The 22,957-nt window shown below is 63.3% G+C and carries 19 protein-coding genes; 16 read left to right on the forward strand and 3 right to left on the reverse strand.

Going from position 1 to position 22,957, the window contains the following annotated elements:
• Nucleotide 1: 1 nt before the first annotated feature.
• From mraY to AC07VL_RS17860, 10 genes are all read left to right on the forward strand, one after another.
• Nucleotides 2-1,177, forward strand: a complete 1,176-nt coding sequence (mraY, locus tag AC07VL_RS17815) for a phospho-N-acetylmuramoyl-pentapeptide-transferase (protein ID WP_494807007.1) — start codon at nt 2-4, stop codon at nt 1,175-1,177.
• Nucleotides 1,177-2,733 carry a UDP-N-acetylmuramoyl-L-alanine--D-glutamate ligase gene (gene murD, locus AC07VL_RS17820; RefSeq protein WP_494807008.1) on the forward strand — a complete coding sequence of 519 codons (1,557 nt, stop codon included), beginning with the start codon at nt 1,177-1,179 and terminating at the stop codon, nt 2,731-2,733. Before mraY ends, murD begins: the two co-directional genes overlap by 1 nt.
• The gene (gene ftsW / locus AC07VL_RS17825) at nt 2,733-3,944 is read left to right on the forward strand and encodes a putative lipid II flippase FtsW (RefSeq protein ID WP_131376201.1); all 1,212 of its coding nucleotides are present in this window, start codon (nt 2,733-2,735) and stop codon (nt 3,942-3,944) included. Before murD ends, ftsW begins: the two co-directional genes overlap by 1 nt.
• Nucleotides 3,941-5,035 carry an undecaprenyldiphospho-muramoylpentapeptide beta-N-acetylglucosaminyltransferase gene (gene murG / locus AC07VL_RS17830; protein ID WP_494807009.1) on the forward strand — a complete coding sequence of 365 codons (1,095 nt, stop codon included), beginning with the start codon at nt 3,941-3,943 and terminating at the stop codon, nt 5,033-5,035. The genes ftsW and murG overlap by 4 nt, the downstream gene beginning before the upstream one ends.
• Before the next feature lie 10 nt (nt 5,036-5,045).
• Entirely contained in the window at nt 5,046-6,449 is a 1,404-nt protein-coding gene (murC, locus tag AC07VL_RS17835; protein WP_494807010.1) for a UDP-N-acetylmuramate--L-alanine ligase, read from the forward strand.
• 1 nt (nt 6,450) lies between these two features.
• Nucleotides 6,451-7,419 (forward strand): D-alanine--D-alanine ligase, encoded by a 969-nt coding sequence (locus AC07VL_RS17840; protein ID WP_494807011.1) that lies wholly within the window; start codon nt 6,451-6,453, stop codon nt 7,417-7,419.
• Nucleotide 7,420: 1 nt separating this feature from the next.
• Nucleotides 7,421-8,233: a cell division protein FtsQ/DivIB gene (locus AC07VL_RS17845; protein ID WP_494807012.1), complete on the forward strand. Its 813-nt coding sequence runs from the start codon at nt 7,421-7,423 to the stop codon at nt 8,231-8,233.
• A gap of 53 nt (nt 8,234-8,286) precedes the next feature.
• The gene (gene ftsA / locus AC07VL_RS17850; protein ID WP_010394955.1) at nt 8,287-9,519 is read left to right on the forward strand and encodes a cell division protein FtsA; all 1,233 of its coding nucleotides are present in this window, start codon (nt 8,287-8,289) and stop codon (nt 9,517-9,519) included.
• 155 nt (nt 9,520-9,674) lie between these two features.
• Nucleotides 9,675-10,883 (forward strand): cell division protein FtsZ, encoded by a 1,209-nt coding sequence (ftsZ, locus tag AC07VL_RS17855; protein ID WP_290601223.1) that lies wholly within the window; start codon nt 9,675-9,677, stop codon nt 10,881-10,883.
• Between the two features lie 223 nt (nt 10,884-11,106).
• Complete coding sequence (locus AC07VL_RS17860) at nt 11,107-11,613, forward strand: peroxiredoxin (protein ID WP_494807013.1); 507 nt, start codon at nt 11,107-11,109, stop codon at nt 11,611-11,613.
• A 141-nt stretch (nt 11,614-11,754) separates the two neighbouring features.
• On the opposite strand, the gene AC07VL_RS17865 is transcribed toward AC07VL_RS17860, so the two are convergent.
• Entirely contained in the window at nt 11,755-12,522 is a 768-nt protein-coding gene (locus tag AC07VL_RS17865; protein WP_494807014.1) for a class I SAM-dependent methyltransferase, read from the reverse strand.
• A gap of 104 nt (nt 12,523-12,626) precedes the next feature.
• On the opposite strand from AC07VL_RS17865, the gene AC07VL_RS17870 reads away from it, so the two are divergent.
• The 3 genes from AC07VL_RS17870 to lpxC all read left to right on the forward strand — a co-directional run bounded on the left by AC07VL_RS17870 (nt 12,627) and on the right by lpxC (nt 15,417).
• Nucleotides 12,627-13,397 (forward strand): helix-turn-helix transcriptional regulator, encoded by a 771-nt coding sequence (locus AC07VL_RS17870; RefSeq protein ID WP_494807015.1) that lies wholly within the window; start codon nt 12,627-12,629, stop codon nt 13,395-13,397.
• A gap of 166 nt (nt 13,398-13,563) precedes the next feature.
• Nucleotides 13,564-14,406, forward strand: a complete 843-nt coding sequence (locus tag AC07VL_RS17875; RefSeq protein ID WP_494807051.1) for a DMT family transporter — start codon at nt 13,564-13,566, stop codon at nt 14,404-14,406.
• 75 nt (nt 14,407-14,481) lie between these two features.
• Complete coding sequence (gene lpxC, locus AC07VL_RS17880; protein ID WP_494807016.1) at nt 14,482-15,417, forward strand: UDP-3-O-acyl-N-acetylglucosamine deacetylase; 936 nt, start codon at nt 14,482-14,484, stop codon at nt 15,415-15,417.
• A gap of 158 nt (nt 15,418-15,575) precedes the next feature.
• Here lpxC and AC07VL_RS17885 read toward each other — a convergent pair whose 3' ends face one another.
• Complete coding sequence (locus AC07VL_RS17885; protein WP_494807017.1) at nt 15,576-16,085, reverse strand: DciA family protein; 510 nt, start codon at nt 16,083-16,085, stop codon at nt 15,576-15,578.
• A 280-nt stretch (nt 16,086-16,365) separates the two neighbouring features.
• On the opposite strand from AC07VL_RS17885, the gene secA reads away from it, so the two are divergent.
• The gene (gene secA / locus AC07VL_RS17890) at nt 16,366-19,134 is read left to right on the forward strand and encodes a preprotein translocase subunit SecA (RefSeq protein WP_494807018.1); all 2,769 of its coding nucleotides are present in this window, start codon (nt 16,366-16,368) and stop codon (nt 19,132-19,134) included.
• Nucleotides 19,135-19,209: 75 nt separating this feature from the next.
• Here secA and AC07VL_RS17895 read toward each other — a convergent pair whose 3' ends face one another.
• Nucleotides 19,210-20,580 (reverse strand): alpha/beta hydrolase, encoded by a 1,371-nt coding sequence (locus tag AC07VL_RS17895; protein WP_494807019.1) that lies wholly within the window; start codon nt 20,578-20,580, stop codon nt 19,210-19,212.
• 258 nt (nt 20,581-20,838) lie between these two features.
• Here AC07VL_RS17895 and argJ point away from each other — a divergent pair, with 258 nt between their 5' ends.
• Together argJ and AC07VL_RS17905 are read left to right on the forward strand one after the other, a co-directional pair.
• Nucleotides 20,839-22,077, forward strand: coding sequence for a bifunctional glutamate N-acetyltransferase/amino-acid acetyltransferase ArgJ (gene argJ, locus AC07VL_RS17900; RefSeq protein ID WP_494807020.1), 1,239 nt, complete (start codon nt 20,839-20,841; stop codon nt 22,075-22,077).
• Entirely contained in the window at nt 22,074-22,955 is an 882-nt protein-coding gene (locus AC07VL_RS17905; RefSeq protein ID WP_494807021.1) for an ATP-binding protein, read from the forward strand. Before argJ ends, AC07VL_RS17905 begins: the two co-directional genes overlap by 4 nt.
• Nucleotides 22,956-22,957 lie beyond the last annotated feature (2 nt).

Consider the following 22,957-nt stretch of genomic DNA (forward strand, 5'->3'; position numbering starts at 1 on the left):
CATGCTGCTCTGGCTCGCTCATTATTTCCAGGACGACATTGGCCCACTGCGGGTCTTTAATTTCATCACTTTCCGCGCCGTCTTCGCCACGTTGACGGCGATCCTGATCGGCCTGTGCGCCGGTCCCGCCGTGATCCGCATGCTCACGCGCATGAAGGTCGGCCAGGCCGTGCGCACGGACGGTCCGCAAACGCATCTGAAAAAACACGGCACCCCCACCATGGGCGGCGTGCTGATCCTCATCGCCATCGGCATTTCCACCTTGCTGTGGGCCGACCTGTCGAACCGCTTCATCTGGCCCGTGCTGATCGTCACGCTGGGCTTTGGCGCCGTCGGCTGGGCCGATGACTACCGCAAGGTGGTGCACCAGGATCCGGAAGGAATGCGCTCGCGCGAAAAATACTTCTGGCAGTCGCTGATCGGCATCATCGCCGCGTTTTACCTGGCGTTCTCCGTCTCCGTGTCGGAACCGGACGCCGGCCACGTGTGGAACCTGATCTACGCCTGGGTGCAGTCGGGCTTCGCCATGGACCTGCCGCCGAAGGCCGACCTGATCGTCCCGTTCTTCAAGACCATCAGCTATCCGCTGGGCGTGTGGGGCTTCATCGCGCTGACCTACTGCGTCATCGTCGGCACCAGCAACGCTGTCAACTTCACGGACGGCCTGGACGGCCTGGCCATCATGCCGACCGTGATGGTGGGCACGGCCCTGGGCCTGTTCGCCTACCTGACGGGCAACGCCACGTATGCGCGCTACCTGTTCATCCCGCACATTCCGGGCGCCGGCGAGCTGGTGATCTTCTGCGGCGCGCTGGCCGGTTCCGGCCTGGCCTTCCTCTGGTATAACACGCATCCCGCCAAGGTCTTCATGGGCGACGTGGGCGCGCTGGCACTGGGCGGCGCACTGGGCACCATCGCCGTCATCGTGCGCCAGGAAATCGTCCTGTTCATCATGGGCGGCATCTTCGTCGTTGAAACGCTGTCCGTGATCATCCAGGTCGTCTGGTTCAAATACACCAAGAAACGCTATGGCGCCGGCCGCCGCGTCTTCCTGATGGCGCCACTGCATCACCATTTTGAACAAAAAGGCTGGAAAGAGACGCAGGTTGTCGTGCGTTTCTGGATCATCACCATGATGCTGGTGCTGCTCGGCCTGACCACCTTGAAGCTGCGCTGATGATGTACGACGCTAAAACCGCACTGGTACTGGGCCTCGGGGAGTCGGGCCTGGCCATGGCCCTGTGGCTTGCCCGCAGCGGTGCCTGCGTGCGCGTGGCCGATACAAGGGAAAACCCTGAGCGCCTGGCCGCGCTGCAGGCCGCCGTGCCGCAGGCGCAATTCATCGCCGGCGCCTTCACGGCGGATTTGCTCGATGGCGTCGATTTCGTCTCCGTCAGCCCCGGCCTGGCACCGCACCGTGAACTGGCTGCTATCGCGCCGGCCGCCGCCGGGAAAAACATTCCCGTGTGGGGTGAGATCGAACTGTTCGCGCAAGCGCTGGCCGCTTTGAAGGCGGAACGCGGCTATGCGCCGAAAGTCGTCGCCATCACGGGCACGAATGGCAAGACCACCGTCACCAGCCTGGTCGGGCTGCTGTGCGAACGCGCCGGCCTGGCCACGCGCGTGGCCGGCAATATCAGCCCGGCGGCGCTCGACGTACTGCGCGAGGTGCTCGACGCCGAGCCGGCGCCGCAGAAGGTGGATGCGGACGCTGAAGTGGCGGAGCCCGTCGCCAGCACCTTGCCGCAGGCGTGGATACTGGAGCTGTCCAGCTTCCAGCTGCACACGACCTTCAGCCTGCAGGCCGATGCGGCCACGGTGCTGAACTTGTCGCAGGACCACCTGGACTGGCATGGCGACATGGCTGCCTATGCTGCCGACAAGGCGCGCATCTTCGGCGATGAGACCGTGCGCATCTTGAACCGCGACGACGCGGCCGTCATGCGCATGGCCGATCCGCTGCGCGAGACCGTCACCTTCGGCACGGGCGAACCGGCGGAAGTCGACAGCTTTGGCCTGGTCAATGAACGGGGCATCTTCTGGCTGGCGCAAGCCGTGCCCAGCGAAGAAGTGATCGAGAAGAAGCGCAGGAAGAATGATCCGGCGCCGGAGCCGGTGCCGACGATGGCGAAAAAACTGATGCCGGCCGATGCGCTGAAGATCCGTGGCCAGCACAATGCAGCGAACGCGCTGGCGGCCCTGGCCCTGTGCCGCGCCATCGGCCTGCCGTTCGCGCCGCTGCTGCATGGCTTGCGCGAATACCAGGGCGAGCCGCACAGGGTGGAATTGATCACCGCCGTCAACGACGTCGAATATTACGACGACAGCAAGGGCACGAATGTGGGCGCGACCGTCGCGGCCCTGTCCGGCCTGGGCAAGGCCTTCGGCGGCACCGAGCAGCGCCTGGTGCTGATCGCCGGCGGCGATGGCAAGGGGCAGGACTTCTCGCCGCTGGCCGAACCCGTGTCGCGCTACGTGCGTGCCGTGGTGCTGATCGGCCGCGATGCGCCAGCCTTGCGCGCCGCACTCGAGCCGGCCGGCGTCGACATTCTCGACTGCGCCACCTTGCCGGAAGCCGTCAAGCGCGCCAGCAGCCTGGCGCTGGCCGGTGACGCGGTGCTGCTGTCGCCCGCATGCGCCAGCATGGACATGTTCAAGAACTATGCGCATCGGGCGCAGGTGTTTGTCGACGCCGTGCGCGACATCGCCCTGGAAAACGGACAGGATATCTGATGGCCTTCCAACTGCCATTCCGCTTCGGTTCCGGCTCGGCTGCCAAGCCGCTGGACGGCCGCGCGCGGCAGTCGAAGATGATGGAGTACGACCAGCCGCTGGTGTGGGTGGTGCTGCTGCTCATGTTGCTGGGCATGGTGATGGTGTACTCGGCGTCGATTTCGCTGTCGGACGCGCGCAAGTTCGCCGCCTACACGAACAATTATTTTGTCGTGCGCCAGGCGCTGTTCATCGGCGTATCGATCATCGTCGGGGCGATGGTGTTCCGCATCCGCATCGCCACCTGGCAAAAGATCGCCCCGTGGCTGTTCATCGGCACCCTGGTGCTGCTGGTGATGGTGCTGATACCGGGCCTGGGCGTGTCCGTCAACGGCGGACGCCGCTGGCTGAACCTGCCGGGCCTGCGGCCGCAGCCGTCCGAGCTGATGAAGGTGGTGATGGTGCTGTACGCGGCCGACTACACGGTGCGCAAGCAGGAATACATGCACAAGCTGACCAAGGGCTTCATGCCGATGGCGCTGGCCGTCAGCTTCGTCGGCCTGCTGCTGCTGATGGAGCCTGACCTGGGCGCCTTCGGCGTGATCGTCTGCATCGCCATGGGCATTTTGTTTTTGGGCGGCGTCAACGCCATCTGGTTCGGTGGCATTGGCGCCATGCTGACGGCGATCTTCGTCACCATCATCGCCCTGTCGAAATTCCGCCGCGAGCGGTTTTTTGCGTATCTCGACCCGTGGCAGGAAGACAATGCGCTGAACAAGGCGTACCAGCTGACGCACTCCTTGATCGCCTTCGGGCGCGGCGAACTGTTTGGCGTGGGGCTGGGCGGCAGCGTGGAAAAACTGCACTACCTGCCCGAAGCGCACACGGACTTCTTGCTGGCTGTGATCGGCGAGGAACTGGGCCTGGTGGGCGTGCTGGTCGTGATCGGCCTGTTCTACTGGATCATCAAGCGCGCCTTCGACATCGGCCGCCAGGCGATCGCCATCGACCAGACGTTCGCGGGCCTGACGGCGAAGGGCATCGCCATCTGGATCGGCGTGCAGACCTTCATCAACATGGGCGTGAACCTGGGCCTGCTGCCGACCAAGGGCCTGACTTTGCCCTTGATGAGCTATGGCGGCACGGGCGTACTGATTAACTGTATCGGCCTGGCGATTTTGCTGCGCATCGATTACGAAAACCGGATCCTGATGCGCGGAGGCCGGCTATGACTAATGTAACGACATTGAAACCGACGAAAAGACTGATGATCATGGCGGCCGGCACCGGCGGCCATATTTTCCCTGGCCTGGCGATCGCGCAAACCATGCGCGCGCGCGGCTGGGAAGTGAGCTGGCTGGGCACGACCCACGGCATGGAGCAGGACCTGGTGCCGAAGAGCGGCATTCCCATGGACGCCATCGCGTTCTCCGGCATGCGCGGCAAGGGCCTGGCGCACACGGTTAAGGGCGGCTTCAGGATGCTGGCCAGTTTCTTTGCCATCCGCCGCTTCATCGCGCGCCGCAAGCCGGACGTGGTGATGGGCATGGGCGGCTACGTGACCGTGCCGGGCGGCCTGATGGCGCGCCTGAAGGGCGTGCCGCTGGTGCTGGTCAATGCCGACGCCGCGCTGCTGCTGTCGAACAAGACGCTGGTACCGCTGGCGCAGCAAGTATGCTTCGGCTTTCCCGCCGATTTCGGCAGCGCCGCCGGCAAGGCCGTCGTCACGGGCAACCCCGTGCGCGCCGAGATTCTGGCCATGGCGCCGCCGGCCGCGCGCTTTGCTGGCCGCAGCGGGCCGCTGCGCATCCTGGTGGTGGGTGGCAGCCTGGGTGCGAAGGCGCTGAACGACAGTCTGCCTGCGGCGCTGGCGCTGATGCCGGAAGGCGAGCGTCCGCTGGTGACGCACCAGTCGGGCAAGAAGAATATCGACGCCCTGCATGCCGCGTATGCGCAGGCGGGCGTGCAAGCCAATGTGGTCGACTTCATCGATGACATGGCCAAGGCATATACCGAAGCGGACCTGGTGATCTGCCGCGCTGGCGCGATCACCCTGTCGGAGCTGACGGCGGCCGGCGTGGCCAGCGTGCTGGTGCCGCTGGTGGCGTCGACTACCAGCCACCAGCGCGACAACGCGCAGTGGATGGCGAAACAAGGCGCGGCGATTCATTTGCCGCAGACGGAAATGAGTGCGGCGTCGCTGAGCGCCCTGCTGGCATCGCTGAGCCGCGATAGCTGCCAGCAGATGGCGCAGGCGGCACTGGCAGCAGGCAAGCGCGACGCCAATGAGGCGATCGCACACGTATTGGAAAAACTGGCATGAGGTTAGCTCTGTGAAGCATAAAGTAAACAATATCCACTTTGTCGGCATTGGCGGCAGCGGCATGAGCGGCATCGCCGAGGTGCTGGTCAACCTGGGCTACAAGGTGTCGGGCTCCGACCTGGGCAGCAATGCGGCAACGCAGCGCCTGGCGAGCCTGGGCGCGACCGTCATGCTCGGTCATGCGGCGGAAAATATCGGCGACGCCGACGCGGTGGTGACGTCGGGCGCCGTCCCGCAGGACAATCCGGAAGTGGCAGCCGCGCGCGCGCGCAAGATCCCGCTGGTGCCGCGTGCCGTGATGCTCGGTGAACTGATGCGTCTGAAGCGCGGCATCGCGATCGCCGGCACGCACGGCAAGACCACCACCACCAGCCTGGTCGCCTCCGTGCTGGCGCAGGGCGGCCTCGATCCCACCTTCGTCATCGGCGGGCGCCTGACCAGCGCCGGCGCGAACGCCAAGCTGGGTTCGGGCGACTACCTGGTGGCCGAGGCCGATGAATCGGACGCCTCGTTCCTGAACCTGACGCCGATGATCGAAGTGATCACGAATATCGATGCCGATCACATGGACACCTATGAGCACGATTTCGAAAAGCTCAAGCAGGCTTTCGTGCAGTTCACGCACCGCCTGCCATTCTATGGCCGCGCCATGCTGTGCATCGATGATCCGCACGTGCGCGCCATCATCCCGTCCGTGACCAAGCCGGTCACGACCTATGGTTTCGCGGAAGACGCGCAAGTGCGAGCCATCAATGCGCGCGCCGTGGGCCTGGAAATGCATTTCACCGTGCTGCAGGAAGGCTATCCCGACCTCGACGTGGTACTGAACCAGCCCGGCATGCACAATGTGCAGAATGCCTGCTCTGCCATCGCCATCGCGCGCGAAATCGGCATCGCCGACAGCGCCACGCAGCAGGGCCTGGCGGAGTTTTCCGGCGTGGGCCGTCGCTTCACGCGCTATGGCGACGTGGCGCTGCCCAATGGCGGCAGCTTCGCCCTGGTCGACGATTTCGGCCACCATCCGGTGGAAACGGAAGTGACTTTGGCAGCCGCACGCGCCGCCTATCCGGGCCGCCGCCTGGTGCTGGCGTTCCAGCCGCACCGCTACAGCCGCACGCGCGACCTGTTCGAGGATTTCGTCAAGGTGCTGGGCGTGCCCGACGTGCTGCTGCTGTCCGAAGTGTATGCGGCAGGCGAAGCGCCCATCGTTGCCGCCGACGGCCGCGCATTGGCGCATGCGCTGCGCGCGCGCGGCAAGATCGAACCGATTTTCGTCGAATCCATGACCGACATGGCCGACACCATCATGAGCGTGGCGCGCGACGGTGACGTCGTGCTGACCATGGGGGCGGGTTCCATCAGCGGCATCCCGCAACAACTGACTACGTATCAATCCAACACTGTAAAGGCCTGATGTGAACCAAGCTTCAGCTATCGATGTAAAACAATTGGGCAAGGTCGGCGTCCTGTTCGGCGGCAGCTCGGCCGAGCGCGAAGTGTCGCTGATGTCCGGCACGGGCGTGCTGGCCGCGCTGAAAAGCCATGGCGTGGATGCGCACGGCTTCGACACGGGCGAGCGCAGCCTGGCCGAACTGGCCGCTGAGAAATTTGACCGCGTCTTCATCGCGCTGCATGGCCGCTTCGGCGAAGACGGCAGCCTGCAGGGCGCGCTGGAACAGCTGGGCATCCCCTACACGGGCAGCGGCGTGATGGCTTGCGCCGTGGGCATGGACAAGGTCTACACCAAGATGATCTGGCTGATGCACAAGCTGCCGACGCCGCAGTACGCTGTGCTGGACGACAGCTCCGACCTGGCCAAGGTGGCGGCGGAACTGGGTTTGCCGCTGATCGTCAAGCCGCCGCATGAAGGCTCGAGCATCGGCATCACGACTGTCAAGGAGGCTTCGGCTTTCCAGGCGGCCTACGATATCGCCGCCGGCCTCGATGATTCGGTGCTGGCAGAGGAATTCATCCAGGGTCGCGAATTCACCGTGGCGATCCTGGGCAAGGGCGTCACGGCGCGCGCGCTGCCGCCGATTGAAATCGTCGCCCCGCAAGGCAATTACGACTACCAGAACAAGTATTTTACCGACGATACGCAGTATTTCTGCCCGCCGCAGCTGGACCCGGCGATCGTGGCGGAGATGGAGCGCATTGCCGTGGAAGCCTACCGTGCCCTTGGCTGCGAAGGATGGGGACGGGTCGATGTGCTGATGCGCGCGGCCGACAGCAAACTGTTCCTGCTGGAGGTGAATACCTCGCCCGGCATGACGGGCCATTCGCTCGTGCCGATGGCGGCGCGCGCGGTGGGCATCAGCTATGAAGACCTGTGCCTGGAAATCGTCTCCGGCGCGCGCCTGAAAATGCACAAGGGACAGCACTGATATGTGGCATGACGCTAAAAGCCTGAATACGACTGCCAACGGCTTGCTGGCCGCGGTTCTGGTCGTGTGCGTGGCGGCCGGCGTCTGGTGGGTATCGCAACGTCCCATGTTCGACCTGCGCACCATCAAGGTGGAAAGCGCGGACGACAAGGGCCTGCGTCACGTGAACTACCTGACCCTGCGCAGCGGCACCCTGGGGCGCATCAAGGGTAATTTTTTCACGACCAACCTGGAAAGCGTGCGCGGCGTGTTCGAGGCGGTGCCCTGGGTGCGCCGCGCCAGCGTGCGGCGCGAGTGGCCCAACCAGCTGATCGTGGCACTGGAAGAACACGAGGCGCTGGGCACGTGGGGCGAGGATGGACGCCTGTTGTCGGTCAAGGGCGACGTGTTTACGGCCAATGTGGCCGAAGCGGAAGACGACCATGAGCTGCCCGCGTTTTCGGGCCCGGACGGCAGCGAGAAGGAAGTGCTGGCCACCTACGTGCAGCTGGAAAAATGGTTTGCGCCGCTGAAGATGGTGCCGGAAAGCCTGTCGCTGTCGAGCCGTTACGCGTGGACCGTGAAACTGAATAACGGCATGAGCGTGGCGCTGGGGCGCGAGCAGAATCATACGACCCTGAAGGCGCGGGTCGACCGGCTGGTGGGGATTTATCCGCAGCTGGCGAGCCGCCTGGAAAATATCGACACGATCGACATGCGCTACCAGAATGGCCTGGCCTTGAGTTCCGCTGGCCTCGTGATACCGGCCGAAGGCAAGGATGGCAAGCCAGTGATGAAGAAAAAGAACAGCAGTCCGATTAAAAAACCGGCTTGACCGAATACCCAATTAATCAATTAATTATTAGCCCAAAAAACTAGGCGACAGAAATGACAAAAGACGCGAAAAACCTGATCGTCGGCCTCGACATCGGCACCTCGAAAGTGGTGGCGGTGGTAGCCGAAGTGATGTCCGACGGGCGCCACGAAGTGATCGGGCTGGGCCAGCACGAATCGAAGGGCCTGAAAAAAGGCGTGGTGGTCAATATCGAGGCCACGGTGGAGTCCATCCAGCGCGCGCTGGAAGAGGCCGAGCTGATGGCCGACTGCAAGATCCGCAATGTGTATGCGGGCATCGCCGGCAGCCATATCCGCAGCTTCAATTCCAGCGGCATGGTGGCCATCAAGGACAAGGAAGTGACGGCGACCGACGTGGCGCGCGTCATCGAGACGGCAAAAGCGGTTAACATTCCGACCGATCAGCAATTGCTGCACACGGTGCCGCAAGAGTTCATCGTCGACAGCCAGGAAGATGTGCGCGAGCCTATCGGCATGAGCGGCATCCGCCTGGAGGTGAAGGTGCATATCGTCACTGGCGCCGTGTCGGCGGTGCAGAACATCGTCAAGTGCGTGCGCCGCTGCGGCCTGGAAGTGTCGGACCTGATCCTGCAGCCGATGGCCTCGGCCGACGCCGTGCTCACGCCCGATGAAAAGGAACTGGGCGTGGTGCTGATCGACATCGGCGGCGGCACGACCGATGTGGCGGTGTTCTCCGATGGCGCGATCCGCCATACGGCAGTCATTCCTATCGCCGGCGACCAGATCACCAACGACATCGCCATGGCCTTGCGCACCCCGACCGCGGAAGCGGAAGAAATCAAGATCCGCTATGGCGTGGCCAAGCAGGTCCTGGCCGATCCCGGCGAATCGCTGGAAGTGCCTGGCCTGGGCGACCGCGGCCCGCGCAACCTGTCGCGCCAGGCGCTGGCCGCCGTGATCGAACCGCGCGTCGAAGAGCTGTTCGCCATGGTGCACCAGGTGGTGCGCGAATCCGGTTACGAAGGCGTGCTGTCGTCGGGTATCGTGCTCACTGGCGGCACCTCCATCATGCCCGGCATGGTGGAAATGGCGGAAGACATTTTCCTGAAGCCGGCGCGCCTGGGCACGCCGGAGTATCGGGGCCAACTGGCCGATGTGGTGCGCAGTCCGCGCTATGCCACGGTGCTTGGCCTGCTGCTGGAAGCGAAAAAGCAATACCTGCGCGGCCACATCGTGACGCGTCAGGACGGCTCGGTGAAGGCAGTCTGGCAGCGCATGAAGGAATGGTTTTTAGGGAATTTTTAAGGGCATGATTTTCGCCCGGCAGCACAGGTTTTTTGGCAGCATCGCAGGTAAACACACATAACTTAATTTTATATTTAACCGCAGTTTTCAATCTCCAGTTCTCCTACCAATATGAGGCCTGGCGCTTGGAAACCGCATTCTGATAGGAGCACATCATGGAGTTCGATATGGTCGATAACACAGCTTTAGGTACCGTCATCAAGGTCGTCGGCGTCGGCGGTGCGGGTGGCAATGCAGTCCAACACATGATCAACAAAGGCATGTCGGGCGTGGAGTTCATTGCCGCCAATACCGACGCACAGGCCCTGTCAACCTCGAAGGCCCACAACATCATCCAGATCGGCGACACGGGTCTGGGCGCCGGGATGAAGCCTGCCGTCGGCCGTCAATTGGCGGAAGAATCGCGCACGCGCATCGCTGACTCGCTGCGCGGCGCGCACATGGTCTTCATCGCCGCCGGCATGGGCGGCGGCACGGGCACGGGCGCCGCTCCCATCGTGGCCGAAGTGGCCAAGGAACTGGGCGCGCTGACGGTGGCCGTGGTTTCCAAGCCATTCTCGTACGAAGGCCAGAAGTGCATGGATATCGCCGACGAAGGTCTGGAGCAGCTGTCGCTGCACGTCGATTCGCTGATCATCATCCTCAATGAAAAGCTGGAAGAGATCTACGAAGACGAAAGCATGCTGGAATGGATGCAGCACGCCGATGATGTGCTCAACAACGCGGTGGCCGGCATCGCCGAGATCATCAACGTGCCAGGCCATATCAACGTCGACTTCAACGACGTGAAAACCATCATGGGCGAGCAGGGCAAGGCCATGATGGGCACGGCGACGGCGTCCGGCGTCGACCGCGCGCGCATCGCTGCCGAACAGGCCGTCGCTTCGCCGCTGCTGGACGGTATCGACCTGTCCGGCGCGCGCGGCGTGCTGGTCAACGTCACGGCCAGCCGTGGCTTGAAGGGTAAAGAGATCAAGGAAGTCATGGCCGCCGTGCGCGCGTTTGCGGCGCCGGACGCGTCGATCGCCCAAGGCATCGCCTACGACGACGCCATGGGCGACGATATCCGCGTCACCGTGGTGGCGACGGGCCTGGGACGCGCGAAGAAAAACATCCAGTTGGTACCGCAGCAAGTGCTGCGCACCGGCACCCACAACGGTCCGCTGACCCCGTCGGCAGCGATGGGCGGCGCACAGGCGGCGACGACGACGGTGGGCGTGGCCACGCCGGCAGCCGGTTTCGACGGCATGAAGGCGCCGGCCGTATGGCGCCGCGAATCGGCTTCCGAGCAGGTGCGCGCGATGGAAAAGAATGGCATGGAGACCTACGACATTCCAGCGTTCCTGCGTAAGCAAGCAGATTAAGGTGATCTGATGTCAGTAACGATGACGGCGGCCTGAGGGCCGCCGTTTTTTTTGCCGTTTTTTGATTTTTGGCTTTGCCTTTCCGGCCACTTTCTGCACAAATGCGGCAAGTCAGGCATACTATCGCGCAGTGTCGGCATCATGCCGGCAGAACCAGATCACGGGCGCTGTCCGCTCCATGCGGCGGGCAGCGTCTTCAACCGACAGTACACAAGGAGTCAACATGACCATCAAGATCGGCGACACCCTGCCAGAAGGCACCCTGGCTGAATTCATCGAAAGCGAAACCGAAGGCTGCACACTGGGCCCGAACACGTTCAACGTGCAAGACCTGGTCAAGGGCAAGAAGATCGCCATCTTCGGCCTGCCAGGCGCCTACACCCCGACCTGCTCCGCACAGCACGTGCCAGGCTACGTCAAGCACGCCGCCGACCTGAAGGCCAAGGGCGTCGATGAAATCTGGTGCATCTCCGTCAACGACGCGTTCGTGATGGGCGCCTGGGGCCGCGACCAGAAAGCCACCGGCGTCGTGCGCATGATGGCTGACGGCAACGCCGCCTACAGCAAGGCCCTGGGCCTGGACGCCGATTTCTCCAAGCACGGCATGGGCACGCGTTCGCAGCGCTACTCGATGCTGGTCGACAATGGCGTCGTGACGCAATTGAACATCGAGCAAGGCGGCAAGTTCGAAGTGTCGAACGCGGAAACCTTGCTGGGCCAACTGGCTTAAGTCCCTGAGAAAAAGTCCATGGCGGCGTTGCACTGCCTTGGCATACTACTCGTACTGCCTGCGGCAATGCGCCTTGTCCTGAACATTTTTCAGGGACGTATCCTTTTTTGACGTAAAAACGGCGCCATCGGCGCCGTTTTTTTATTGCACCTGCGGTTTTATTGCCTCGAACATGGCCGCGTCGATGCTGAACGAATAATCGTCCTGCAACGCGAAATAGCGCCGCGCTTCCTCGGGCGCGCCGTCGAACAGATTGCGGATGGCCGCCACGCGCTCGCTTGGGGTGCGCATGCGCGCCACCCACTCGTCGAACTGCATCGTCAGTTTCCACACGCTGCGCAAGCTGTGCGTGAAGCCCGCGTTGTCGAACTTGGCGCCCCATTCGCAGCTGCGGTAGTCGCGCACGTGCGAGGCGTCGCGCAGCATTTCCACTGCCTGCAAGGTGCTGTCGTACAGGGCCGTTTTCGGCGCCACGATGTCGATCACCAGCAAGGTGCCGTTCGGGCGCAGCACGCGCCACGCTTCGGCCAGCGCGCCCGCCACGTCGTTCCAGTGGTGTGCGGAAAAGCGCGTGACGACCATGTCGAAGCTGGCGTCGGCAAACGGCAGCCGGGCCACGTCGCCCTGCTGCGTGCTGATGTTGTGCAAGCCGCGCTGCACCCTGGCGCATTCCACCACGTCGAGCATGGGCTGCGCCAGGTCGTAGGCGATGACCGATTGCGCCACGGGGGCGACGGCAAAGCTGGCGTGGCCGGCGCCGCAGCCCAGGTCCAGCACCACCGGCTTGCCATGGCGGCGCGCGCATTCCTGCATCAGCACCAGGTCGGCTCCCTGCGCGTGGACCGCGCTGCTCAGGTAGGCATTGGCCGTCTTGCCAAACTGTTCGGTAACGACATCGTGCTGCTGCATGGTGTTCTCCTGTTGATGGGTGAGTACCTGCAGAATAAGGATAAAATTATCCTGTAACAAGACCATAACTTATACTGGTATATCGACTACCATGCAGGCCGCTCATGTCCACCAAACTCGCTGAATTCATCCGCGCCCGGCGCGAAGCCGTCACGCCCGCCATGGCCGGTTTGCCCGGCGGCGGACGGCGGCGCACGCCCGGCTTGCGGCGCGAGGAGCTGGCGCAGCTGTGCGACGTCAGCCCCACCTGGCTGACGTGGCTGGAGCAGGGGCGGCCTGTGTCCGCGTCGGCCAAGATGCTGGCGCGCCTGGCGCAGGTGCTGCAGCTGAGCGCGGCCGAGCGCGCCTACCTGTTCGAGGTGGCCGACAAGCATGACCCGAGCCACGGGGCAGGCGAGGGCGATGGTCCCGCCGCCGCCGAGCTGGCCGCCATCGTCGCCGCCATCGCGTCACCCGCCTACATCCTGGATCGCGCGTGGAATGCGGTCGCGTGGAATGCCGCCGCCGCCAGCCTGTTCGCGGGCTGGCTGTATGCCGATGCCACTGGGCCGAACCAGCTGCGTTTCATGTTCCTCGAACCTGGCGCGCGTGAGCTGGTCGTCGGCTGGCCCGAACGGGCGCAGCGGCTGGTGGCGGAGTTCCGCGCCGATATCGGCCGCCATGCGGACCAGGCGCCGCTGGCCGGCCTGATCGCCGACCTGGCCGGCGCCAGCGCGCCATTTCGCCAGTGGTGGGAGGCGCAGCAGGTGCAAGGCCGCGACGGGGGATTGCGCCGCTTCCAGCATCCGCAGCAAGGCTTGCTGGCATTTCATCAGGTGACCTTGCACCTTGCGCGCCAGCACGACTTGAAACTGGTGATGCTGCTGCCCGTATAGTTGCCCCTTTGAAAATGTAAAATGGCAGCGCTTGTTATAATCGGGGCGACCGCCTGGCTCCCGCCATGCTGTCCTGGCTCCGGCCGTCGCCATGATGACGGCCCCGCTCTGTCGCCAGGAGGCTGTCCTGTTACCCCGCAATCCCAACCTGCGCAGCATCTACGTGATGCTGGTCGCCGTCGCCATGTTTTCCCTGATGGACACGGCCATGAAGCTGCTGTCCGCCCATTATCCGCCCATGCAGGTGACGGCCCTGCGCGCCCTGTCGTCCTTGCCGCTCGTCTGCCTGTACCTGCTGTACCGCGGCGCTTTTAACAATGTGATGCAGGTGCGCTGGCCGCTGCACCTGCTGCGCGGCGCCCTGGGCGTGCTGATGATTACCCTGTTCGCCTATGGCTTGAAGCGCATGTCGCTGGCCGAGACGTATGCGCTGTTCTTCGTCGCCCCCTTGCTGATCACGGTCCTGTCCGTCTTTATCTTGAAGGAGAAGGTTGACTTCGCCCGCTGGTGCGCCATTGCCGTTGGCCTGCTGGGCGTGCTGGTGGCGCTGCGTCCGGACGGTACCGGCTTCTTCTCGCTGGCCGGCCTGGCCGTGCTGGGTTCGGCCGCCTGCTACGCCATTTCGGCCGTCACGGGCCGCATCCTCAGCCGCACGGATGCCAGCGAAAGCATGGTCTTCTGGCTGATGGTGATGATGGCCCTCGGCGGCGTGGCCCTGTCGGCGCATGAGTGGGTGAGCATCCGCCGCGACGACTGGTGGCTGTTGGCAGGCCTGTCCGTCAGCGGCTTCCTGGGCCAGCTGGCGATCACGGAGGCGTTTCGCCATGGCAAGGCATCGAGCGTGGCGCCATTCGAATATTCGGCCCTGGCGTGGGGCATGGCCCTGGACTGGCTGCTGTGGCGCGCCTTGCCCGACCACTACACGCTGATCGGCGCGGCCATCATCATCGGCAGCGGCATTTATCTGGTGCGCCGCGAAGCCGTGCATGCGGAAAGCGAGCATCCCTGACGGCGCATTGTGGTTTTTCTGGCGCGGCCCATGCCGCGCCGCAACGAAAAGACGCCAAATGGATATAATCGACAGATGTTAAAACAACGCACTATCAAACAATTGGTCCGCACCATCGGTGTCGGCTTGCACTCTGGCACCAAGGTCCAGCTGACCCTGCGGCCCGCCGCGATCGACACGGGCATCGTGTTTCGCCGCATCGACCTCGATCCCATCGTGGAGTTTCCCGCCAGCGCCATGGCCGTGGGCGATACGCGCATGGCTTCCGTGCTGATCAAGGATGGCGCGCGGGTGTCCACGGTGGAACACTTGATGTCGGCCGCGGCCGGCATGGGCATCGATAATATGTTTATCGATGTGAATGCGGAAGAAATTCCCATCATGGACGGTTCCGCCTCGTCCTTCGTCTATCTGTTGCAGCAGGCGGGGGTGGAAGAGCAGGAAGCGGCGAAGAAATTCATCAAGGTCGTCAAGCCCGTGGAAGTACGCCACGGCAAGGGCGATGCGGAGAAATGGGCGCGATTGTCGCCGTACGACGGCTTCAAGCTCGATTTCTTCATCGAATTTAATCATCCGGCCGTCGATGGCACGATGCAACGCGCCTCCGTGGACTTCGGTGACGTGTCCTATGTGCATGACGTGGCGCGCGCGCGCACCTTTGGCTTCATGCAGGACGTGGAAAGCTTGCGCGGCATGGGCCTGGCGCGTGGCGGTTCACTGGAAAACGCCATCGTCATGGACGAGTACCGCATCCTCAACGCGGACGGCCTGCGTTATGAAGACGAGTTCGTGCGCCACAAGATTCTCGACGCCATCGGCGACCTGTACCTGGTGGGACACCCCTTGCTGGCCTACTACACGGCGCACAAGTCGGGCCACGCGCTGAACAACCAGCTGCTGCTGGCGCTGCTGGAGCAGCCCGATGCGTATGAAATCGTCTCGTTCGCCACGAACGAGGAAGCGCCGCAGTCGTATTTACGGCAAATGCAGCGCGAATGGTCGCTTACCTGATCTGAACGCCACCACATTAAACCTCGTGCGCGTCGGTATAGGCGGCCTGCGATGCTCACCGGCTCGGCGCCTCCGTACATCGTACGGTTGCGCTGCTTAGCCACCTCTCCCTGCCGCTCGCTATGGTTTTCCGAGGTGTCAAATGTTGCCGGGCACTCTTAATCTTGAGGTTCGCGGTGGTGGCGCAGCATGTTGCGCAGCGCCGCGATCAACTGTTCATTCTGCTTCGACGCGGGCAGGGCCGCGCTCAGTTCTTCCAGGGCGGACATGGCTTTTTCCGGCAAGACCAGCGCCCGCGTATGCACGATGGGCGCGATGCTCTTGATCACTTGCACTTTCAGCTTGATGGCGGAAATCTGCCAGCCCTTTCTTTCCAGCTCCCCTTGCAGTTTCGGCAATTGCTGCTTGAGCTTGGCCGCCAGCGCCGCGTTTGGCGTCGCCAGCACCAGCTGGCCGCCTTCGAACTGCAGGATATCGCAGTGCTCGAACATCACCGGCAGGGCCTTGGCGCAGTCTTTTTGCAGGGCGGCCAGGCGCTGGACGGTGGGCATCAGGGATGCCATCGTCGCATTGCCGCGCAGAAAGTCTGTCGCGCCCGTGACGGCAGGGCCTGAACGGGCAAAGCCGTAGCCGCGGCGCGGCGCCGGAGAGTAAGTGGGAGTTCGCATGGGCGAAACATATCACAAGTGGCCCGCGCCTGACGAGCGGGGCGGCCGCGGAAACCCCGGCCGGCTGTGGGTCTTGCCTTACAGCATGGAAAATGTCCGCAATTTCTGCCATTTGTTTGTCATTAAGCTATTGTTATATGGCGCATTACCCCAACCATGTCGGGAACGCATGATAAAATCATCGTCTTTTGCCATAGTCGAACTCCGTGCGGTGACACGATACCTACCTCGTTGTTCCCTACCGAGCTTTTTTTAACGGCGTTTTTTCAAGAATTCAAGCATGTCATTACTGACCCAGATTTTCGGTAGCCGCAACCAGCGGCTGCTCAAGCAATACCAAAAAACGGTACGCGAGATCAATGCGCTCGAGCCGGTCATCGAAAAGCTGTCGGATGCCGAGCTGCAAGCGAAGACGCCTGCCTTCAAGGAACGCATCGCCGCTGGCGAATCGCTCGATGCCCTGTTGCCGGAGGCGTTCGCCGTCTGCCGCGAGGCCAGCAAGCGCGTCCTGCGCATGCGCCACTTCGACGTGCAGATGATCGGCGGCATGGTCTTGCACTATGGCAAGATCGCGGAGATGGGCACGGGCGAGGGTAAGACCCTGATGGCAACCTTGCCGGCCTACCTGAATGCCTTGTCGGGCAAGGGCGTGCATATCGTCACCGTCAATGATTACCTGGCGCAGCGCGATGCCGAGACCATGGGCCGCCTGTATGCGTGGCTGGGCCTGTCGACGGGCGTGAACATGTCGCAGATGGAGCACAGCGCCAAGCAGCAGGCGTACGCCTCGGACATCACGTATGGCACGAACAATGAATTCGGTTTCGACTTCCTGCGTGACAACATGGTCTACGAAGCGCGCGAGCGCGTGCAGCGCAGCCTGAACTTCGGCATCGTCGACGAAGTCGACTCGATCCTGATCGATGAAGCGCGTACGCCGCTGATCATTTCGGGCCAGGCCGAGAACCACACCGACCTGTATCACAAGATCAATGCAGTCCCAAGTCTGCTGACCCTGCAGATCGGCGAAGAAACGCCGGATGGCAAGGGTAAAGTGGAAGTGCCGGGCGACTACACCAAGGATGAAAAAGCGCACCAGGTGCTGCTGACGGAAGCGGGCCACGAAAAGGCCGAGCGCATCCTGATGGAAATGGGCCTGCTGCCGGAAGGCGCCTCGCTGTACGATTCGGCCAACATCACCCTCGTGCACCACCTGTATGCGGCCCTGCGCGCGCATGCCCTGTACTTCAAGGATCAGCACTATGTGGTGCAGAACAATGAAGTGGTGATCGTCGATGAATTCACGGGCCGCCTGATGACGGGCCGCCGCTGGTCCGACGGCCTGCACCAGGCTGTCGAAGCGAAGGAAGGCGTCAAAATCCAGAACGAGAACCAGACTCTGGCCTCGATCACCTTCCAGAACTACTTCCGCATGTACGCCAAGCTGGCCGGCATGACGGGTACGGCCGATACGGAAGCCTACGAATTCCAGGAAATCTATGGCCTGGAAACGGTCGTGATTCCGCAAAACCGTCCGCTGCAGCGCAAGGACCGCCAGGATCAGGTCTACAAATCGTCGGCGGAAAAGTACAACGCGATGTTGAACGACATCCGTGACTGCTACGAGCGCGGCCAGCCCGTGCTGGTGGGCACGACCTCGATCGAGAACTCGGAATTGCTGTCGGGCATCCTGACCAAGGCCGGTCTGCCGCACAACGTGCTGAATGCGAAGCAGCATGCGCGCGAAGCGGAAATCATCGCCCAGGCAGGCCGTCCGAAAGCCATCACCATTGCCACCAACATGGCCGGTCGCGGTACCGACATCGTGTTGGGCGGCAACGTGGAAAACCAGATCAAGTTCATCGAAGCCAATCCTGAACTGAGCGACGCCGACAAGGCAGCCCAGTCGCAGAAGCTGCGCGATGAATGGCAGTCGCTGCATGACCACGTGGTCAATGCGGGCGGCTTGCATATCATCGGCACCGAGCGCCACGAATCGCGCCGCGTCGACAATCAGCTGCGTGGCCGTGCCGGCCGCCAGGGCGATCCTGGCTCGTCGCGCTTCTACCTGTCGCTCGACGACGCGCTGCTGCGCATCTTCGCGGGCGACCGCGTGCGCGCCGTGATGGACCGCCTGAAAATGCCGGAAGGCGAACCGATCGAGGCAGGCATCGTCTCGCGTTCGATCGAGTCGGCCCAGCGCAAGGTGGAAGCGCGCAACTTCGACATCCGCAAGCAATTGCTGGAATACGATGACGTCGCCAACGACCAGCGCAAGGTCATCTACCAGCAGCGTAACGAGCTGCTGGAAACGACCGACATTTCGGAAATGATCGCGTCCCTGCGCCACGGCGTGTTCACCGACCTGGTGCACCAGTACGTGCCGCAGGAATCGGTGGAAGAGCAGTGGGATATCAAGGGCCTGGAAAAGACCTTGTCCAGCGAATGGCTGATCGATTTGCCGCTGCATGAAATGCTGGAAGCCGATCCGACCCTGACGGACGAAGAAATCCTGGAAAAAGTGCTGGCCGCGGCCGACGCCGTGTACCAGTCGAAGATCGACATCGTCGGCAAGGAATCGTTTGGCGGCTTCGAGCGCAATGTCATGCTGCAAAGCGTGGACAGCCACTGGCGCGAACATTTGGCAGCGCTCGACCACCTGCGCCAGGGTATCCACTTGCGCGGCTATGCGCAGAAGAACCCGAAACAGGAATACAAGCGCGAAGCGTTCGAACTGTTTGGCCAGATGCTCGACATGATCAAGAACGACGTCACGAAGCACGTGATGACGGTGCGTATCCAGTCGCGCGAAGAAGTCGATGCGGCCGAACAGGCGATGCAGCAGTCGCACGTGGAAAACGTGCACTACCAGCACGCCGAATTCGACCCGAACGCGGCGCCGGAAGAACTGCTGGCGCCTGCGCCTGGCGGTAACATGGATAACGTCGACGACATGAGCGTGAGCATGGGCGTCAAAGTGGGCCGCAACGATCCATGCCCTTGCGGCAGCGGCAAGAAGTACAAGGCTTGCCACGGCAAGCTGGCCTAAGCCGGTGGTACCGGCTTGAAAAAAACGGAGACTGCGGTCTCCGTTTTTTTTTGCCAGCCGCGCGTGGCCGCCTGCTCAGGGAAACGCCCAGTACTGCGGCGCCTGCGAGGGAATGCCTTTCAGGCCGCCGCGGTTCCTGGCCCGCTGCCCCGTTTTGATCATGGTAGCGATGTCGGTCAGCAGGACGCGGTTGCTGGCGAAGTAATCATGGCCCATGAAGTTCATGATGACGGCGGAGGCATCGACCAGTTCCATGCCGGGGATGCCGACGACGGGGCCGCGGATGTCGCCTATCCTGTCCCAGTCGGCAAAGCTGTAGGAAGCGCGCATGGCCTTGTCGTTCGCGGACGCGTACAGGGTGGCGGGGAGCTTGAGGCTGGCGAAGCGGGGGGCGATCTGGTCGCGGAAGACGTCGGCATTGATGTCGGGCGCGGCCAGCACGACCTGCTTGAACAGTGGCAGCAGGTCGGGGCGTTTTTCCAGCAGGTTGGCCAGGGCCACGGTCATGGGGCGGTTGCCCATGCTGTGGGCGATGATGTAGATATCGGTGGCGGAGGAGTGCTCGGCGAAGTCGGCGAGGAAGGCCTGCAGGTGCGCCTGGGTCCATTCGGCGGAATTTTCGTCGAATTCATAGCCGGCGAAGGTGCCTTTCGACGGCCAGCTGTAGAAGACGGGCAGGGCGCCGATATCGAGGTCGACCGCCATCTGCGCCGTGCGCCGGGCCGCATCGTCGAAGGAGTTGCTGTAGCCATGGATGTAGATGAAGGCGGCGTGCCGTTCCGGGGCTGCCCGTATCCTGGCCTGGACGGTGGCGAGAAATTCCGCCCGCGACAGGCGCGTAACTCCCTGGATCAGCACATATTTTTGCGCATCGTCGCCGGCCAGGATGGCATACCAGGGCGGCAGCGGCAGCTCGCCCGGCGCCCTTTTGTCAGGGATGCTCACCTGCACGCTGCCGTAGGTAAGATAGGGCGCTGCGCGGTTGGGCTGCCAGCCATAGTTGTTGCGCTCCGGCTGGTATTGCCTGTCGGTGGCGTAGTACACGGTGACTTGCGTGGCGCCGCTATCTCCATGGGCCTTGGCGGGTGGGGCGGCCTTGGCCTTGGCGTGGCCTGCACCGATGGCTGCGCCGCCAAGCTTGCCGAGGTTGCCGAGCAGCCCGCCCAGGCCAGGCCATGAACTGCTCCAGCGGCTGCTTTCGGGTGGCCGGGCCGTGTCGCCGGGCGGCGGGACTGGGACTGCCGGAGGCGCAGGAGCTTGCGCGTCAGGACGCGGGGCATCCTGGGCTGGCGGCGCGTGGACGACCGGCGGCGCAGTCTCCTGTTCCGCGGGCGCAGGCAGGGTGGCGCGGTCGGTGTTGTCGGCGGGGCCGCGCGGCGCCGTGCATGCCGTCAGCCCGGCTGACAGGCCAAGCAGGCAAAGCAAGTACAGCGGATATGAACACACCGTTCCCTTCCCCAGGCTTCGATATGATTTGCCGTGCACCATGACGTCTCCCAGGGCGCTTGCGCCAGACCCGCGATCATCGGTTCCTCCATCTTAGCGTCGCCTGGTGGCATGGTTCTGATAAATCGCAAGCCTGGCCATGCTGCCAGTCCGCTGCGACGCTGCCGCGACCGCCGCGACTATTCACTTGCCGCATGTTCACCTGCGGCGCGAAGGCGCTACAATAGCGCTTCCATTTTCCCTCGCAGAAGAACTCCTATGGCCGTCAATTCTCCCAAGCCCGTCGCCGCCGACTTGAAAGTCGTCGCCGGCATTGAAATCGGTGTTGCCGAAGCCGGCATCAAGAAACCCAATCGCAAGGATTTGCTGGTATTGAAACTGGCGCCGACGGCCACCGTGGCCGGCGTGTTCACCCTGAACCGCTTCTGCGCCGCACCCGTGCAAATCTCGAAAGCCAACCTGGCGGCCGTGACGGCCGGCGCCGCGCCGATCCGCGCGCTGCTGGTTAACACGGGCAACGCGAATGCGGGCACGGGCGAATCGGGCCTGGCCGACGCGCAGGCCAGCTGCGCCGCGCTGGCCGAACTGCTGGGCTGCACGCCGCAGCAAATCCTGCCGTTTTCCACGGGCGTGATCCTGGAACCGCTGCCGGTGCAGCGCCTGGTCGCCGGTTTGCCGCAAGCCGTCGCCGCGCTGACGTCGGACAACTGGTTCTCGGCCGCCGAAGCCATCATGACCACCGATACGCAGCCGAAAGCCGGTTCGCGCACGGTCACCATCGGTGGCCACACGGTGACCCTGACGGGCATCAGCAAAGGCGCCGGCATGATCAAGCCGAACATGGCCACCATGCTGGGTTTCCTGGCCTTTGACGCCACCGTGGCCCAGCCCGTGCTGGACCAGCTGGTGAAACAGGCGGCCGACAAGTCGTTCAATTGCATCACCATCGATGGCGACACGTCCACCAATGACTCGTTCATGCTGGTGGCCACGGGCGCCGGCAGCCTGGTCATCGATTCCATCGATTCGCCGCACTACGCTGAACTGGCCGCTGCCGTGACCGAACTGTCGACCTTCCTGGCGCAAGCCATCGTGCGCGACGGCGAAGGCGCCACCAAGTTCATGACCGTGACCGTGGAAGACGGCCGCAACGTGGAAGAGTGCCGCAAGATCGCCTATTCCATCGCCCATTCGCCGCTGGTGAAAACGGCGTTCTTCGCCTCCGACCCGAACCTGGGCCGCATCCTGGCCGCCATCGGCTATGCGGGCGTGGACGACCTGGACGTGGGCCAATTGAACCTGTACCTGGACGACGTGTGGGTGGCCAAGAATGGCGGCCGCAATCCCGACTACCAGGAGCAGGATGGCCAGCGCGTGATGCAGCAAAGCGAAATCACGATTCGCGTGAAACTGGCGCGCGGCGATGCGACGGCCACCCTGTGGACGTGCGACCTGTCGCATGACTACGTGTCGATCAACGCCGATTACCGCTCATGACCGGCCTCGATCAATTCCTTATCCGTGCCGAGGCGTTGCTGGCGCGGGTGGAAGCGATCCTGCCGCAGGCCGCGCCCGCGCCGGACTGGAACAGCTTTGCCTTCCGCTGGCGCCGGCGCCCTGGCGCCGTGCCGTATCTGCAGGCCGTGGCCCACGTGTCGACCATCGCCCTCGATGACTTGCACAACATCGGCACGCAAAAATCGCAGATCGAGCAGAATACGCGCCAGTTCGTCAGCGGCCGTCCGGCCAACAACGTGCTGCTGACGGGTGCACGGGGCACGGGCAAGTCCTCGCTGATCAAGGCGTGCCTGAACCAGTTCGCCGACCAGGGCTTGCGCCTGATCGAAGTGGACAAGGCCGACCTGGCCGACTTGCCCGACATCGTCGACCTGGTGGCGGCCCGCGCCGAGCGCTTCATCATTTTTTGCGACGACCTGTCGTTCGAAGAGGGCGAAAGCGGCTACAAGGCGCTGAAGGTGGCGCTAGACGGCAGCATTGCCGCGCAATCGGACAATGTGCTCATCTACGCCACCTCGAACCGCCGTCATCTGATGCCGGAACGCATGTCGGACAACAGCAGCTACAAGACGGACGACGATGGCGATCTGCATCCGGGTGAGACGGTGGAAGAGAAAATCTCGCTGTCCGAGCGCTTCGGCCTGTGGCTGTCGTTCTACCCGTTCAAGCAGGATGACTACCTTGATATTGCCGCGCATTGGCTGGCCTCGTTCGGTTGCACGCCGGAACAGGTCGCGCAAGCGCGCGGCGACGCCCTGCGCTGGGCCTTGCAGCGCGGTTCGCGCTCGGGCCGGGTGGCGTGGCAATTCGCGCGCGACTATGCTGGGAAACTACCTGCGGGAAAGCTGCCGCAATGAGC

It is taken from the genome of Janthinobacterium sp. GW821-FHT03C08 (assembly GCF_059420905.1).